At 63.9% G+C, this 14180-nt stretch carries 15 protein-coding genes; 7 read left to right on the forward strand and 8 right to left on the reverse strand.

Features of this window, described 5'->3' with window-relative positions; genetic code table 11:
- The first annotated feature begins 34 nt into the window (after positions 1–34).
- Complete coding sequence (locus tag AOT83_RS02780; RefSeq protein ID WP_030094662.1) at positions 35–817, forward strand: (2Z,6E)-farnesyl diphosphate synthase; 783 nt, start codon at positions 35–37, stop codon at positions 815–817.
- Here AOT83_RS02780 and AOT83_RS02785 read toward each other — a convergent pair whose 3' ends face one another.
- From AOT83_RS02785 to AOT83_RS02820, 8 genes are all read right to left on the reverse strand, one after another.
- Positions 818–1663, reverse strand: coding sequence for an SDR family oxidoreductase (locus AOT83_RS02785; protein ID WP_044104228.1), 846 nt, complete (start codon positions 1661–1663; stop codon positions 818–820).
- Positions 1664–1670: 7 nt separating this feature from the next.
- Complete coding sequence (locus AOT83_RS02790; RefSeq protein ID WP_057963826.1) at positions 1671–2918, reverse strand: cytochrome P450; 1248 nt, start codon at positions 2916–2918, stop codon at positions 1671–1673.
- 106 nt (positions 2919–3024) lie between these two features.
- Positions 3025–3570, reverse strand: a complete 546-nt coding sequence (locus tag AOT83_RS02795) for a hypothetical protein (protein ID WP_057963827.1) — start codon at positions 3568–3570, stop codon at positions 3025–3027.
- 11 nt (positions 3571–3581) lie between these two features.
- Positions 3582–3782 (reverse strand): ferredoxin, encoded by a 201-nt coding sequence (locus tag AOT83_RS02800; protein ID WP_030094666.1) that lies wholly within the window; start codon positions 3780–3782, stop codon positions 3582–3584.
- Positions 3783–3785: 3 nt separating this feature from the next.
- A complete protein-coding gene (locus AOT83_RS02805) occupies positions 3786–5138 on the reverse strand; it encodes a cytochrome P450 (protein WP_057963828.1) in 1353 nt (450 codons plus the stop codon).
- Positions 5135–5962, reverse strand: coding sequence for an SDR family oxidoreductase (locus AOT83_RS02810; RefSeq protein WP_057963829.1), 828 nt, complete (start codon positions 5960–5962; stop codon positions 5135–5137). The genes AOT83_RS02805 and AOT83_RS02810 overlap by 4 nt, the downstream gene beginning before the upstream one ends.
- Positions 5962–7167, reverse strand: a complete 1206-nt coding sequence (locus AOT83_RS02815) for a cytochrome P450 (protein WP_057963830.1) — start codon at positions 7165–7167, stop codon at positions 5962–5964. Before AOT83_RS02815 ends, AOT83_RS02810 begins: the two co-directional genes overlap by 1 nt.
- Positions 7164–7751 carry a TetR/AcrR family transcriptional regulator gene (locus AOT83_RS02820; RefSeq protein WP_030094670.1) on the reverse strand — a complete coding sequence of 196 codons (588 nt, stop codon included), beginning with the start codon at positions 7749–7751 and terminating at the stop codon, positions 7164–7166. The genes AOT83_RS02815 and AOT83_RS02820 overlap by 4 nt, the downstream gene beginning before the upstream one ends.
- Positions 7752–7923: 172 nt before the next feature.
- On the opposite strand from AOT83_RS02820, the gene AOT83_RS02825 reads away from it, so the two are divergent.
- From AOT83_RS02825 to AOT83_RS02850, 6 genes are read left to right on the forward strand one after another with little or no spacing between them, the layout of a single operon-like run.
- Positions 7924–9393, forward strand: a complete 1470-nt coding sequence (locus tag AOT83_RS02825) for an aldehyde dehydrogenase (RefSeq protein ID WP_057963831.1) — start codon at positions 7924–7926, stop codon at positions 9391–9393.
- A 10-nt stretch (positions 9394–9403) separates the two neighbouring features.
- A complete protein-coding gene (locus tag AOT83_RS02830; protein WP_030094672.1) occupies positions 9404–10156 on the forward strand; it encodes an SDR family oxidoreductase in 753 nt (250 codons plus the stop codon).
- Positions 10153–11019 (forward strand): NAD(P)-dependent oxidoreductase, encoded by an 867-nt coding sequence (locus tag AOT83_RS02835; protein WP_057963832.1) that lies wholly within the window; start codon positions 10153–10155, stop codon positions 11017–11019. Before AOT83_RS02830 ends, AOT83_RS02835 begins: the two co-directional genes overlap by 4 nt.
- On the forward strand, positions 11012–11389 hold the full coding sequence (locus AOT83_RS02840) for a carboxymuconolactone decarboxylase family protein (RefSeq protein WP_030094674.1): 378 nt from the start codon (positions 11012–11014) through the stop codon (positions 11387–11389). Before AOT83_RS02835 ends, AOT83_RS02840 begins: the two co-directional genes overlap by 8 nt.
- Positions 11382–12605, forward strand: a complete 1224-nt coding sequence (locus AOT83_RS02845) for a hypothetical protein (protein WP_030094675.1) — start codon at positions 11382–11384, stop codon at positions 12603–12605. The genes AOT83_RS02840 and AOT83_RS02845 overlap by 8 nt, the downstream gene beginning before the upstream one ends.
- A gap of 43 nt (positions 12606–12648) precedes the next feature.
- Complete coding sequence (locus AOT83_RS02850) at positions 12649–14145, forward strand: carboxylesterase/lipase family protein (RefSeq protein WP_078344275.1); 1497 nt, start codon at positions 12649–12651, stop codon at positions 14143–14145.
- The last annotated feature ends 35 nt before the right edge of the window (positions 14146–14180 follow it).

The raw sequence follows: 14180 nt of genomic DNA on the forward strand, positions 1-14180 counted from the left end.
CTCCGGCGCGCGGCGGGCTCGCTAGGCTGGATCCGTGGAGATCATCCCGCCGACGCTCAAGGAACCGCTGTACAAGCTCTACGAAATGCGGCTCCGCCAGGAGCTGGCCAAGTCGGCGAAACCACGGCACATCGCCGTCCTGTGCGACGGAAACCGCCGCTGGGCCCGGTCGGCGGGGTACACCGATGTCAGCCATGGATACCGGATGGGCGCCCGCAAGATCGGCGAGATGCTCGGCTGGTGCCAGGACGCGGGCGTCGAGATGGCCACCGTGTACCTGTTGTCGGCTGAGAACCTCACCCGTGATCCCGATCAGCTCGGCGAGCTGTTGGAGATCATCACCGACGTCGTCGAGGAGCTGTGCGCCCCGCAGAACAAGTGGAGCGTGCGCAGTGTGGGAGATCTCGATCTATTGCCCGACGAGGTGGCTGAGCGGATGCGTCAGGCCGTGAAGTCGGCGCCCGCGGACGCGGCCTTCCATGTGAATGTGGCGGTCGGTTACGGGGGCAGGCAGGAGATCACCGATGCGGTGCGCACCCTGCTGAACAAGGAGCTGGCCAACGGGGCCACCGCCGAGCAGTTGGTGCAGGCGGTGACCGTCGACGCCATCTCGGAGAACTTGTACACCTCGGGACAGCCGGACCCGGATCTGGTGATCCGGACATCAGGAGAGCAGCGGTTGTCGGGATTCCTGCTCTGGCAGAGCGCGTACTCCGAGATGTGGTTCACCGACGCCTACTGGCCCGAATTCCGGCGGGTGGATTTCCTGCGCGCGCTGCGTGACTACGCCGCGAGAAACCGGCGGTTCGGCCAGTAGTTAACGGCGGCCCATCAGCTCGTCGATCTCGCCGACGGTCCAGACCGGGGCCTCGCGGTATCCGAGCGGCGTCGGGACCTGTCGTTTGAAGCGCCCGATGAAACCGCCTGCCGCGATGAATATCTGGCTGGTGATGCGTGCGGAGAGATCCCCGGCGAGGTAGGCGTACAGCGGTGCGACGCATTCCGGCGGTGCCGGTTCGAGCGATGCCTGCAGGGTCATCTCGTCGAGCAGTCCGCGGGCGTACAGATCCCGCAGGTGGGCGATGTACTCCCCGCCCTCCGAGAGCCGGGTGCGTGCACCCGGGCAGATCACATTGGCGCGCACACCGCTTTGCTTCAGCTCGGCGGCGATCGCCAGGGTGAGTCCGTGGACGGCCGCCTTACCCGCCGGATATCCGGTGCCACCGTAAATGCCGAGGGCGGCAGTCGATCCGGTGTTGACGATGGCTCCGTGTCGCTGGGCGGCCATGAGCGGTGCGGCGACGCGGCAGGTGTGGAACACCGTGCCGAGATGCGCGTCGATCAGCCGCTGGAAGTCCTCGGGGGTGATGGTCAGGATGGACGACCCGGCGGGCTCCGGTATGCCCGCGCAGTTGATCAACGCGTCGAGGCCGCCGAACTCGGTGCGGCAGGTGTCGATCAGATCCGTGGCCGTCTGTTCGTTATCGGGTGACCCCACGAAGGCGACCGCTGCGCCCCCGGCTGACGTGATCGCCGCGACCGTCTCCTCGACAGCGTCGGAATATCGGCCATTGACAACCACATTCGCGCCGAGTTCACCCAGGAGCCGGGCCACCGCCCGGCCGATTCCGCGGCTGCCGCCGACGACAACGCAATTGGCCATCAGGACATCAGTGCGAGACCGGGCAGTAGGCCGTGTCGAACTTCTTGATGCCGTTGATCCAGCCCGAATGAAACCGCGGGGCGTCCCCGATCCGCGAGATGTCAGGCATTCGATCGGCGATCTTGTTGAAGATGATCTCCAGCTCAACCTTGGCCAGGTTGGCGCCGAGGCAGTAGTGGGCTCCCGTGCCGCCGAAGCCCAGATGGGGATTGGGATCGCGGGTGATGTCGAAGGTGTGTGGGTTCTCGAACACCTCTTCGTCGAAGTTGGCCGACGGATAGAGCATGACCACTCGCTCACCGGCCTTGATGGGAACGCCGCCGATCGTGGTGTCCTGCAACGCGGTGCGCTGTTGCGAGATCAGCGGGGAGGTGTATCGGACGATCTCGTCAACGGCAGAGGAAGGCCTGTCCCGTTTGAACAGTTCCCACTGATCCGGGTGCTCCAAGAAGGCCATCATGCCCATGGTGGTTGCGTTACGGGTGGTTTCGTTGCCCGCGACCGACAGCATCACCACGAAGAATCCGAACTGCTCGGGGGTGAGCTGCTCACCGTCCACCGTCCCGGTCAGCAGGCGGGAAACCACGTCGTTGCCCGGACAGTCCCGGCGTTGTTCGGCGAGCTGATAGGAGTATCCGAGGATCTGGGCGGCGCCGACACGGGGATCGATCTCGACATCGGCCTCGTCGTACCCCGTCATCTGGTTGCTCCATTCGAAGAGCTTGACGCGGTCTTCCTCTGGGACACCGATCAATTCGGCGATGGCCTGCATGGGCAGCTCACTGGCCACCTCGCGCACGAATTCGCCGTGCCCGCCTTCGACCGCGGCCCGTACGATGCGTTCTGCCCGCTCCTCCAGGGTGATGCGCAAGGCCGCGATCGAGCGTGGGGTGAACATGCGCGACACCAGCCCGCGGAGCTGGGTGTGTTCGGGGGCATCCTTGTTGATGAGGACAGACAGCGTGGCCTGGAACTCCTCGGGGCTGATGTGGTCCTCAAGACGGGGGATGGCGCCCTTGCGGCCCGACGAGAAGATGTCGGTGTGTAGTGAAACCTGACGCACGTCACGATGCTTGGAAATCACCCAATAGCCGTCGTCGGCGAATCCGCCCACCGTGCGTGGCTGCGGGTTCCACCAGACGGGTGCCTCCCGGCGCAGAGTCGCGAACTCCGCGTGTGGCATCCGTTCTCCGTACAGCCCCGGATCGGTGAAATCGAATCCTTCCGGAAGTCCCAGCTCCGCAGTGCTTTTCATTGCCATACACCTCCGTATGCGGCCGAGTGTCGACTTTCTGTGCCCGCCGATCGCGGTTCTTCGCCGAAACTCGACACTCGGCGCGGTGGGTGGGGAAGCCCGCCGTTCACCAGAGGGGGACCGGGGTCTTGCCAAGTGGGTAGTAGCCTGGCACCTTCTCGCCCGACAGGCCGCGCTGAATGCGTTTCTGCATGCCCTCGCTGAGCTTGCCCGCCTTGATGAGGTCCATGTACAGGGCGGAAACGTGGCCGAAATCGAAGAAGTCGCGTTGCCAATTCCATTGGCCATTACCGGCATACCGGAACCAGCTGCCTCCGATGCCATAGATCTCGGACTCACTGCCGTCGGAGTCCGTGGCGATCTGCTTCCAGAATCCGATAACCTCGCCTTGCTTGTCGTCGACGATCACCTTCTGATACGGATACGTCCACCCGTCCAGGCCCTCCATCTCCTGGCCGAGGGCGATATCCCGTATCTCGTCGATGCCGACGCACATCACGTCTTCTTTGGGGCCGATGTTCCAGCCGTAGGTGGCATCGTTGGTGTAGAAGCGAGCCAACGGTTTCCAGTCGCCGGCCTTCTCGGCATCCAGATTGGCCTGTAGCCAGTCCGCGACGACATCGTCGAGTTCTTGGCGGGGGAATTGCGGCATCGTTGACGCTCCTATTTCTCGGTGATGAACAAAGCTCGGGCCGGACATTCCTCGACCGCGCGCTCGATCTCGTCGCGGGCGTCCTCGGGTGGTTCGTTGTTCAGGATCTCGACGGTGCCGCGCTTGGGCACGCGGAAGTAGTCGGGGGCCTCCAATTCGCACATGGCGTGCCCCTGACAGAGGTCGGTGTCCACGTCGATCCTGAAAGGCATTCCTCAGGCCCCTCGGCGCCGGTAGCGAACCTTGGCGGGCTGTGCCAGCTGCACCACCATCTTGGAGTGATCGTTGTGGTACGAGTCGGCGGGCTGGGCCATCTCGAACTCATACTCGCGCAACAACACCGAGAAGATGGCTTTGATCTGCATGGTGGCGAACGCGGCGCCCACGCAGCGGTGCCGGCCCGCGCCGAACGGTATCCAGGTCCAGCGGTTCACGATGTCTTCCTGGCGGGGCTTCTCGTATCGGTCGGGCACAAATCCGTCCGGGTCGGGGAAGTCCTCCGCGATCCGGTTCGAGACAGCGGGAGAAGCCGCCACCATGTCACCGTTATGGATGGGAAAACCGCCCACCTCGAATTCGCCCTTGGCGACCCGCATCAGGACGATCAAGGGCGGGTGCAGCCGCAGGGTCTCCTTGAGTACATTCTCCAGCTTCGGGATCTGGCGCAGCGCATGGAAACTCACCTCGCTGCCATCGGCGTACAGCTCGTCCAGCTCGTCGATGACCTGCGTTTGGATAGCGGGGTGCCGCAGTAGTTCGATGAGAACCCAGGAGGCTGTTCCCGAGCTGGTGTGGTGCCCGGCGAACATCATGGAGATGAACATGCCGGTGATCTCATCGGCGGTGAAGCGGGGATTGCCATCCTCGTCTTTGATCATGATCAGCACGTCGAGCATGTCGCGCTGGCTCTTGTCGGTGGGCGGGTTGGCAATCCGGCTGTTCATGATCTCTTGGACCAGCGCCACCAAGCCCGCACGCGCGGCATCGCGTTGCCGGAAGCTCTCGATCTCCAGGTACGGGTCCACATAGCACAGCGGATCGGTGCCCTGCTCAAGCTGGTGGTAGAGGTGCGCGAACCGGCCGTCGAGTTCATCGCGAAACTTCTTGCCGATCAGGCACGCCGACGAAGTGTAGATGGTCAGCTCGGCGAAGAACTCGAGAAGATCAATCTCACCGCTCTCACCCCACTGCGAGATCATCTGCCGGACTTCGTTTTCGATGGTTGCCGCGTGGCCTTTCATCTGTTCGCCGCGCAGCGCCGCGTTGTGCAGCATCTCCTTGCGGCGTTCGGGATCGGCATCGAATACCACGCCCTTGCCGAAAATCGGCGTCATGAACGGGTAGGCCTCGGCCTGATCCAAATCGTCGTCGCTGGAGCGGAAGAAGAATTCGTTGGCCTCGGCGCCGGAGAGAAATACGACCTGCTTGTCGGCAAGCTGGAAGGTGCCGACGTTCCCGCATTCCTCCCGGATGCGCCGCATCAGCGCGATGGGGTCGGTGCGGAATTCCTCGAGGTGGCCGTACTGGTCCTCACCGCCAGAGACCCGCGGAACGGTGGGAGTGGTCATGAGGGCATTCCTTCCTCACCAAGCTCGAGTTTCTGTTTGTCGGCGGGTGCATCAGTCAGGGGCGCCTCCGGCTGCACCTCCATCTCCGCGATGTGTGCGCCCCTGGGCGTTTCGGCGACGAAGGTGACCGCACGTGCGATGTCCGAGGGGCGCAGGAAGTAGGAGTGTCGCGCTTGTCCCCACGTCTTCCAGTCCTCCAGCATGGGGCCGACCTGTTCGGCCGAGAGCTGCCAGCCCATCGAGGTCAGTGTCGGCCCGGGATGCACAATGGAGGCCCTGACGCCGGTGCCCTCCAACTCCATGCGCATGGTGTTCACCATGGCGAGCAGGGCCGCCTTGGCCGCCCCATAGGCGCCCATGTGGGGGCGCTGGTGCAGTGCGACATCGGATCCGATGAACACCACGTCGCCGCGCCGCCTCGCCACCATGTCGGGCACGATCGCCGTGGCGAGCCGATTGGCGCCCAACAGGTGCACTTGAATCTGCGCGGCGAAGGTGTCGGCACTCATTTCATGGACCCGTCCCGGGTACATGTCGCCGGCACCTGATACCAGCAGGTCGATCTCGCCCAGTGCATCAATGCTCTGCGCAACAAAAGACTTCACCGAATCCGCGTCGGTGACATCCAGGGGGAAGGCGACTGCCTCTCCGCCGTCGGCCTGGATCTTCTCGACGAGTTCGGTCAGCTTGTCGACGCGGCGAGCGCCGAGCGCCACCGGGAATCCGCGGCCGGCGAGCTCGATTGCCGTCGCCGCGCCGATACCCGAGGATGCTCCGGCGATGATCGATGGACGCCGCTCTGGGTGCGGCTCAAAACGGGGCATTAACAGACCTCCACGGTGATGGGCAGAGAGGCGAACCCGCGGACATTGCTGGAATGCACACGCACGGAAGCGCTTTCATCGATCTCGTAACGGCGAATCCGGGTGAATAGCTCGGTGAGCGCCACCTTGGCCTCCATCCGTGCCAGATGCGCACCGAGGCAGAAATGCGCACCGCTGCCAAAGCTCACGAGCTTGGCGCCGATCTCTCGCCCGATGCGGTACTCATCGGCGTTCTCGAACACCCGGTCATCGCGGTTCGCCGAGCCGGGCAGCAGCAGCAGGATGTCACCGGCGCAAACTGTGGTGTCGTAGAAGGTCATATCCTCTGCCACGGTGCGCGCGAGGATCTGACTTGAGGTGTCGTACCGCAGCGACTCCTCCACCCATAGCGGTATGAGTTCGTGATCGGCATGGACGGCGGCAAGCTGGTCAGGGTTGCGATAGCCCCAGTACACGGCGTTGGCCAGCAGCTTGGTGGTCGTCTCGTTGCCGGCGATCACCATGAGGAACAGGAAGGCCAGCACCTCTTCGTCAGTGAGGCGGTCGCCGTCGATTTCCGCCTGCAGGAGAGCGGAAGTCAGATCCTCCGTTGGGCGCCGGCGACGTTCTTTGACCATGTCGATGTAGTAAGTCATCAGGTCAAAGGAGGCCTGGATGGCCTCGGGCGGCACGTCGGCGAGGCCATCTTCGCGGTGCATGACTCCGTCGGCCAACTCCCGGATGCGGGTCCGGTCGGGCTCGGGCACGCCCATCAGCTCCGAGATGACATCCATGGGCAGCTTGCCTGCATAGTCGGCGACGAAATCGAAGCTTTCCGACTGCAGGGCGTTGTCCAGGTGCGTGCGTGCAAGCGCGACGACCCGTCCTTCAAGCTCCCGGATTCGCCTGGGGGTGAATCCCTTCGACACCAGCGTGCGAAGCCGAAGATGCTCGGGGTCGTCCATCGCCAGGAACGACATCACCAGTTTGGCGTGTGGCCCGAAGGAGGCCTTGTCCATCGAGACACCGTTGGAGTTGGACAGTGCCTCGCTGTTCCTGAAGCCCTGCAGCACATCCTGGTGACGCGAGAGCGCCCAGAAGTTCAGGTCGTCGTTGCGATACAGCGGTGCTTCGTCGCGTAGGCGCCGGTAGTACGGGTACGGGTCCTCGTGAAAGTTGTAGTCGTACGGATCGAAAACCACAGAGGACATCGAGGCAGCCGTCATTCGTTGCCTCCCAGCATGAGATCCACCACGAAGGTCAGCTTGTCGGCGATCTCGTGATACGTGAAGGTGCCGCTGCCTGCGTGCATGAGGGCGCCGAAGAAGGTCATTTCGAGGGCCGACACCACGCGCGGATCGGCATCGGGTCCCATGGCCGAGCGGATCCTGCGATGGATTTCCAGCCCGATCTTGTCGCGGACAGCACGCACAGCTTCGTCGTTGTTGCTCAGCAGCGCGGTCGTGCACCCCGTGGCGATCTCGGGCTCGTCGGCAACCACCAATGCCAGGCTGCGCAGCGTCTTGGTGACCCGGGCGGTCTGGCCGTCGTTGACGTCGGTGAAGTAGGGCGCCTCATGGATGAGGTCGAGGTAGATCTCGGCCACCAGATGGCTCTTGGAGGAGAAGTAGGTGTACGCGGTCGCGGGGGCCACCTTCGCGCGTGCGGCCACGCCGCGGATCGTCATATCCGCGTACGTCGTCTCGCCGAGCATCTCCCGGCCTGCGGTGACGATCTTGCGGATCGTCTCTTCCTGCCGCCGGTTTCGCGGCGAGTCGCTTGTCAGGGTCACCACAGCTTCACTGGACACTTGTCCAGATTAGCGTGCGTGCGGCAACCGAGCAATACTGTTCATGAAAAATGCTGTCCAACACTAGTTTTTGAATAGTCACTGGATGCGCTCTTGCCATGGATTGATTCAGGTGGTTATGGTTCACCAGTAAGGAATGGACATGTGTCCAGATTCTTGGGATTGAGGTGACATGACGCTTCTGGCCGATGGCGACAGTGATCTGTTCATCGACGGAAAGTTGATTCCCGGCGGTGCCGGACGATTTCCTACGGTGAACCCGGCCACCGAGGAGGTGCTCGGGACCGCGGCCGATGCCGATGCCGATGACATGAGCCATGCCATCGAGGCGGCGCGCCGTGCGTTCGACGACACCGATTGGTCACGCAATGTGGAGCTGCGAGTGCGGTGCCTGCGGCAGCTCCGGGATGGCATGCGGGCTCACATCGAGGAGCTGCGCGACCTGACCATCGCCGAGGTGGGGGCGCCTCGGATGCTGACCGCCGGTGCGCAGCTGGAGGGGCCGGTGGACGATCTGCGGTTCGCCGCCGACACCGCGGAATCCTTCGGCTGGAGTACTGATCTCGGTGTTGCCTCACCGATGGGCATCAAGACTCAGCGGACTCTCATGCGTGAGGCCGTTGGCGTGGTCGGCGCGGTCACGCCGTGGAACTTTCCGCATCAGATCAACCTCGCCAAGGTGGGGCCCGCGCTGGCCGCCGGTAATACCCTGATACTCAAGCCCGCTCCGGATACTCCCTGGTGCGCGGCGGTGCTAGGCCGAATCATTGCCGAGCACACCGATTTCCCACCGGGCGTCTTCAACATCGTGACTTCCAGCGACCACCGCATCGGTGCGCAGCTGTCGACGGATACCCGGGTGGACATGGTGTCGTTCACCGGTTCCACGGCGACTGGACGCGCGGTCATGACCGATGCCGCCGCCACCGTCAAGAAGGTGTTCTTGGAACTCGGCGGCAAGTCGGCGTTCATCGTGCTCGATGACGCCGACCTCGCCGCGGCCTGCTCGGTCTCCGCATTCACCGCGGCGATGCATGCGGGCCAGGGCTGTGCCATCACCACCAGGCTGGTCGTACCCCGTGCACGCTACGAGGAGGCGGTGCAGGCGGCGGCCGCCACGATGGGCTCGCTCAAGCCGGGGGATCCCACCAAACCGGGCACGATCTGTGGCCCGGTGATCTCGGCGCGTCAGCGCGACCGGGTCCAGTCCTACCTGGATCTTGCTGTTGCCGAGGGTGGTTCATTCGCTTGCGGAGGCGGACGGCCAGAGGGTAGAGACCGCGGATTCTTCATCGAACCCACCGTCGTCACCGGACTGACCAACGATGCTCGCGTGGCGCGCGAGGAGATCTTCGGCCCGGTGCTGGTGGTCATCGCCCATGACGGCGACGACGACGCGGTGCGGATCGCCAACGATTCACCGTACGGACTGTCCGGGACGGTGTTCAGCGGAGACGACGAGCGTGCGGCGCGAGTGGCATCCCGGCTGCGGGTGGGAACGGTCAATGTCAACGGCGGTGTCTGGTATTCCGCCGACGCACCCTTCGGCGGCTACAAGCAATCGGGTAACGGCAGAGAGATGGGCGTCGCCGGTTTCGAGGAATACCTGGAAACCAAAGTCATTGCAACGGCTGTGAAATAGAGGAGATCTCATGGGAGAGTTCGAGGGCAAGGTCGCCATCGTCACCGGAGCCGCACAGGGCATCGGCGAAGCGTATGCGCACGCGCTGGCGGGCCAAGGTGCGGCCGTGGTGGTCGCCGATATCAATGCCGAGTTAGGGGAGGGTGTCGCCAAGCAAATCGTGGCCGACGGCGGCAAGGCCATCTTCGCAAGCGTCGACGTCTCCGACCCCGATTCGGCAATAGCCATGGCGGACAAGGCGGTCGCAGAGTTCGGCGGTATCGACTACCTGGTGAACAACGCCGCCATCTACGGCGGCATGAAGCTCGACCTGCTGCTGTCGGTGCCGTGGGACTACTACAAGAAGTTCATGAGCGTGAACCAGGATGGCGCGCTGGTGTGTACCCGGGCGGTGTACAAGCACATCGCCAAGCGTGGCGGCGGCGCTATTGTCAACCAATCATCCACGGCTGCCTGGCTGTACTCGGGGTTCTATGGGCTGGCCAAGGTAGGCATCAATGGTCTGACGCAGCAGCTTTCGCGTGAACTGGGTGGCCAGAAGATCCGCATCAACGCCATCGCACCGGGGCCCACCGACACCGAGGCCACCCGCGGCACGGTGCCCGAGCAGTTCCGCAGCGAGCTCGTCAAGAACATCCCGCTGAGCCGCATGGGCACCGTCGACGACATGGTGGGCATGTGTCTTTTCCTATTGTCGGACAAGGCGTCCTGGATCACCGGCCAGGTGTTCAACGTCGACGGCGGACAGATCATCCGGTCATGACGCAGTCTGCTCTCTCGCTCGGGTACATCGGCCTGGGCAACATGGGTGCGCCTATGGCCCAGCGGCTTGTCGACTGGCCCGGCGGCCTGACGGTCTTCGATCTGCGGGCCGAGACCATGGCGCCGCTTGTCGAGGCCGGCGCGCGTGCGGCGGACAACCTGGCCGATATCGCCGATGCCGACCTCATCAGCGTCACCGTGCTAGACGACGCACAGGTACGTGAGGTGGTCGGAGAACTCGCGCCCAGGGTCAAGCCGGGCACCATCATCGCCATCCACTCCACCATCAGTGACGCGACAGCGGTGCAGCTGGCCAACGAACTGGCACCACAACGGATTCACGTCATCGACGCACCGGTGAGCGGTGGCGCCCCCGGCGCACACAAGGGCGAGTTGGCCACCATGGTCGGCGCCGACGACGAGACGTTCGCGCGGGTCAAGGAGCCCTTCTCGAAGTGGGCATCGCTGGTGATTCATGCCGGTTCCCCTGGTGCGGGTACCCGGATGAAGTTGGCGCGCAACCTCCTACATTTCGTTGCCTTCACCGCAGCCGGGGAGGCGCAGCGCCTGGCCGAAAGTTGTGGCCTGAACATCACCGACCTGGGCAAGGTGGTGCGTCATACGGACGCCATCACCGGTGGGCCGGGCGCCATCATGTTGCGCGATACCACCGAACCGGTGACATCGGACAGCTTCTGGCTCCCCATCTTCACGCATGTGCGCGGTCTCGGTGAAAAGGACCTGAGCCTGGCCCTGGCGCTCGGCGAAGAGCAGTCCGTCGAGCTGCCGCTGGCCGCGTTGGCCCGTGAGCGACTGGCCGCGAGTCTTGGTGTGCCACACGAGGAAGGGGCAAGTAATGGATGAGCTGCGCCGCAAGGGTCTGGACAAGATGAAAGAGGTCTATGGCTGGGACATGCCTGACCTGCCCGGCGACTACTTCAAGTACACCGCCGAGCATCTCTTCGGCACCATTTGGGATCGCCCGGAGCTGTCGATGCGTGATCGCCGGCTGCTGCTCCTTGGCGCGGTAAGTGCCCTGGGACTGGACGAGATCCTGGAGATCCAGACAGGGGCCGCCCTGGCCAACGGTGAACTCACCGATGCCGAACTGCGCGAGGTCGCGCTGTTCATCACGCACTACGTCGGGTGGCCGCTCGGGCAGCGTGTCAATAAGCATGTCGAGATGGCCATCGCCAAACGTGCCAAGAAAGACGCGGAATCCGCCGGTGACTAGCCGATTCTCCGAGTTGTCCCGGGATCAGTTGGCGGTCCTGGTTCCCGAGCTGCTGCTCATCGGCCAGCTGATCGACCGCTCGGGAATGGCCTATTGCATACAGCATTTCGGGAGAGAGGAGATGCTGCAGGTCGCCATTGAAGAGTGGGCGTCGTCCAGTCCGATCTATACCCGGCGCATGCAGAAGGCGCTGCGGTTCGAGGGCGACGACGTGATCACCATCTTCAAGGGCATGCAGCTCGATATCGGCGCGCCGCCCCAGTTCATGGACTTCCGGTACACCGTGCACGACAAGTGGCACGGGGAGTTTCACCTCGACCACTGCGGTGCGCTGCTCGACGTCGAACCGCTCGGACCCGATTACGTGACAGGTATGTGCCACGACATCGAAGACCCCACTTTCGATGCGACGGCCTTTGCCACTAATCCGCATGCGCAGGTTCGTCCGATTCACCGGCCGCCGCGCACGCCCGCCGACCGGCATCCGCATTGTGCGTGGACGGTGACCATCGACGAGTCGTATCCGGCGGTGTCCGGAATCCCGGCCCTGGACGTCGTCGGCGCATCGATCGCCGCCGGTTGGGAATTGGGAGAGATCGATCCCGCCGACGTAGGAGCCTCCGACTACGCCGGACCGCTGCTGTCGGACTTGGACTTCGGTGCGTTCTCACATTCGGCACTGGTGCGGATAGCCGACGAGATCTGCCTGCAGATGCATCTGTTGTTCCTGGGGTTCTCCATCGCGGTGCGTAAGCGGGCGGCCGATGCGGAGCTGGCTCGCACCGTATGTACCCAGCAGCTGATTGGGCTGGCGGGTGTCGCCGCTGCGCGGATCAAACATGCGTTGCAGGTGCCCGACGGGATCGAGGGTGTCCTCCGGGTACTTCAGGTGCACCCGCTGTTGAGTCCGATTGGCTATGTGAATGCCGAAATCTCCGGCGCTCAGCTCCACGTGTGGGAGTCACCCGCACACGCGGAGCACGCCTGGATCTCGCTGTGCGGTCCTGCCGAGACGCGGCCGCTTCAGGCCATCGCGACGGCCGTCGATCCGCATATCGGCGTGCAGATTTCTGGAGACGCGCAAGACTGGGTGGTCTCGTTCGTCGAGCATGAGGGCGAGGACAAGCAGCTGCCCGAGGTCATGATCGCCAATGTCAGTGGGGGATCGCGGTTCGTCTTCGAGCCGCGCAAGTCACTGCCGCTGACCGTGGTCTGAGACGCCGATGGCAAAGGGCTCGAAATACGTTGTCCGGCACCCGGTGCGGGTGCAGACCGCCAATGGTGTGGTCGAGGGATTCCACGATCGTGGTGTGCGCCGCTTTCGGGCCATACCGTATGCAGAGCCGCCGGTGGGCGCGCTGCGTCTGCGCAGCCCGGCGCCCGCGAAACCCTGGTCTGGGGTGTTGCCCTGTGACTCCTGGAAATCGGCGTCACCGCAGAAACGTATCTATGTGCCGCTCTCACTCAACAGATTCCAGGCGGTCAGCGAGGATTGTCTGACCGTGAACGTGACAATGCCGGATGTGGCTTCCGCGGAGGCTCTGCCGGTGATGTTCTACATTCACGGTGGCGCCTATGTTTTGGGGAGTTCCGCGCTGTCCTTGTACGACGGCGCCGACCTTGCGCGGCGCGGCTGTGTCTTCGTCTCGGTGAACTACCGGGTCGGCGCCTACGGCGCGATAGATCTGTCGTCCTTATCGGATGATCGGCACACCATCGACAGCAATCTGTACTTACGCGATCTGGTGATGGCGCTGCGGTGGGTGCGCGACAACATAGCGGCCTTCGGTGGAGATCCGGGCAGTGTCACCATCTTCGGCGAAAGCGCGGGCGCGCATTGCGTCCAGATGTTGTTGGCCGTTCCGGCGGCGGCAGGGTTGTTCCAGCGCGCGATCTGCCAAAGCACGGCCAGCGGAATGATCCATACGCGGGATGAAGCAGCCGCCAATGCGCGCCGGCTCGTCGGGTATCTCGGTGTCGATATCCGTAACCCCGCTGAGGCGGTCATCAATGCCAGGCCGCGCGATCTCGTGAGGGCGACACACCGGCTGCTCACCGCGAAAACCCGGGAATCGGCCTTTTCGCTAGGTGTGGGCCCCAGCATCGACGGTGACGTTGTGCCCGATGACCCGATCGCGATGATGGAACGCGGGGAGGCGCAACGGGTCCCACTCATCATCGGATACAACGCGGAAGAGGTTCGGTTGTTCAACCGACTGCTCACCCGGGTGTTGTCGGTGTCCCGGTTCGACGCCCGTGCCGTCGCGGGCACGCTCGATGCGCTGAGCCCCGAGGCCGCGAAGCGGGTGATTGATTCCTACGAGGGCTATCCGTCCAAGGCTGCGCTGGTGCGTCTGATGGGCGATGCGATGTTCGGCTCAGAGGCCTGGCGGGTGGCGCGGGCGTACAGCCGGCATGCGTCGGTTTACTTTTACCGGTACGACTACGCGCCGCGGCCGCTGCGGCGTTTCGGACCGGGAGCCGCACACGCGACGGAACTGTTCGCGGTGTTTGGTCTTTTCAAGCGCTGGCCCGCATTGGCGGGGAAACGCGATATGGCTGAGGCGCTGGCGCTGACCGAGGACATTCAGAGCCGGTGGCTCGCGTTCGCAGGCACGGGCATTCCGGGCCTCGATTGGCCGGGATACACAGAGCCGGAGCACGCGGTCATGGTGTTCGACCAGCATCGGCGTATCGACATGGATCCGCATCGTGTGCAACGGGAGCTATGGCGCGATATCAGCCGTGCAGCCTGATGGGCTCGCGCGGGAACTTGCCGGCCAAACGCTGC

The sequence above is a fragment of the Mycobacteroides sp. H001 genome (genome assembly GCF_001440005.1).
Classification (GTDB): domain Bacteria; phylum Actinomycetota; class Actinomycetes; order Mycobacteriales; family Mycobacteriaceae; genus Mycobacterium; species Mycobacterium gwanakae.

What these genes read in the sequence shown, in the direction of transcription:
- AOT83_RS02825 (WP_057963831.1), top strand. Translation starts at nt 7,924, where the DNA reads ATGACGCTTCTGGCCGATGGCGACAGTGATCTGTTCATCGACGGAAAG.
- AOT83_RS02805 (WP_057963828.1), bottom strand. Translation starts at nt 5,138, where the DNA reads ATGACCACTCCCACCGTTCCGCGGGTCTCTGGCGGTGAGGACCAGTAC.
- AOT83_RS02795 (WP_057963827.1), bottom strand. Translation starts at nt 3,570, where the DNA reads ATGCCGCAATTCCCCCGCCAAGAACTCGACGATGTCGTCGCGGACTGG.
- AOT83_RS02810 (WP_057963829.1), bottom strand. Translation starts at nt 5,962, where the DNA reads ATGCCCCGTTTTGAGCCGCACCCAGAGCGGCGTCCATCGATCATCGCC.
- AOT83_RS02840 (WP_030094674.1), top strand. Translation starts at nt 11,012, where the DNA reads ATGGATGAGCTGCGCCGCAAGGGTCTGGACAAGATGAAAGAGGTCTAT.
- AOT83_RS02790 (WP_057963826.1), bottom strand. Translation starts at nt 2,918, where the DNA reads ATGAAAAGCACTGCGGAGCTGGGACTTCCGGAAGGATTCGATTTCACC.
- AOT83_RS02835 (WP_057963832.1), top strand. Translation starts at nt 10,153, where the DNA reads ATGACGCAGTCTGCTCTCTCGCTCGGGTACATCGGCCTGGGCAACATG.
- AOT83_RS02830 (WP_030094672.1), top strand. Translation starts at nt 9,404, where the DNA reads ATGGGAGAGTTCGAGGGCAAGGTCGCCATCGTCACCGGAGCCGCACAG.
- AOT83_RS02800 (WP_030094666.1), bottom strand. Translation starts at nt 3,782, where the DNA reads ATGCCTTTCAGGATCGACGTGGACACCGACCTCTGTCAGGGGCACGCC.
- AOT83_RS02815 (WP_057963830.1), bottom strand. Translation starts at nt 7,167, where the DNA reads ATGACGGCTGCCTCGATGTCCTCTGTGGTTTTCGATCCGTACGACTAC.
- AOT83_RS02785 (WP_044104228.1), bottom strand. Translation starts at nt 1,663, where the DNA reads ATGGCCAATTGCGTTGTCGTCGGCGGCAGCCGCGGAATCGGCCGGGCG.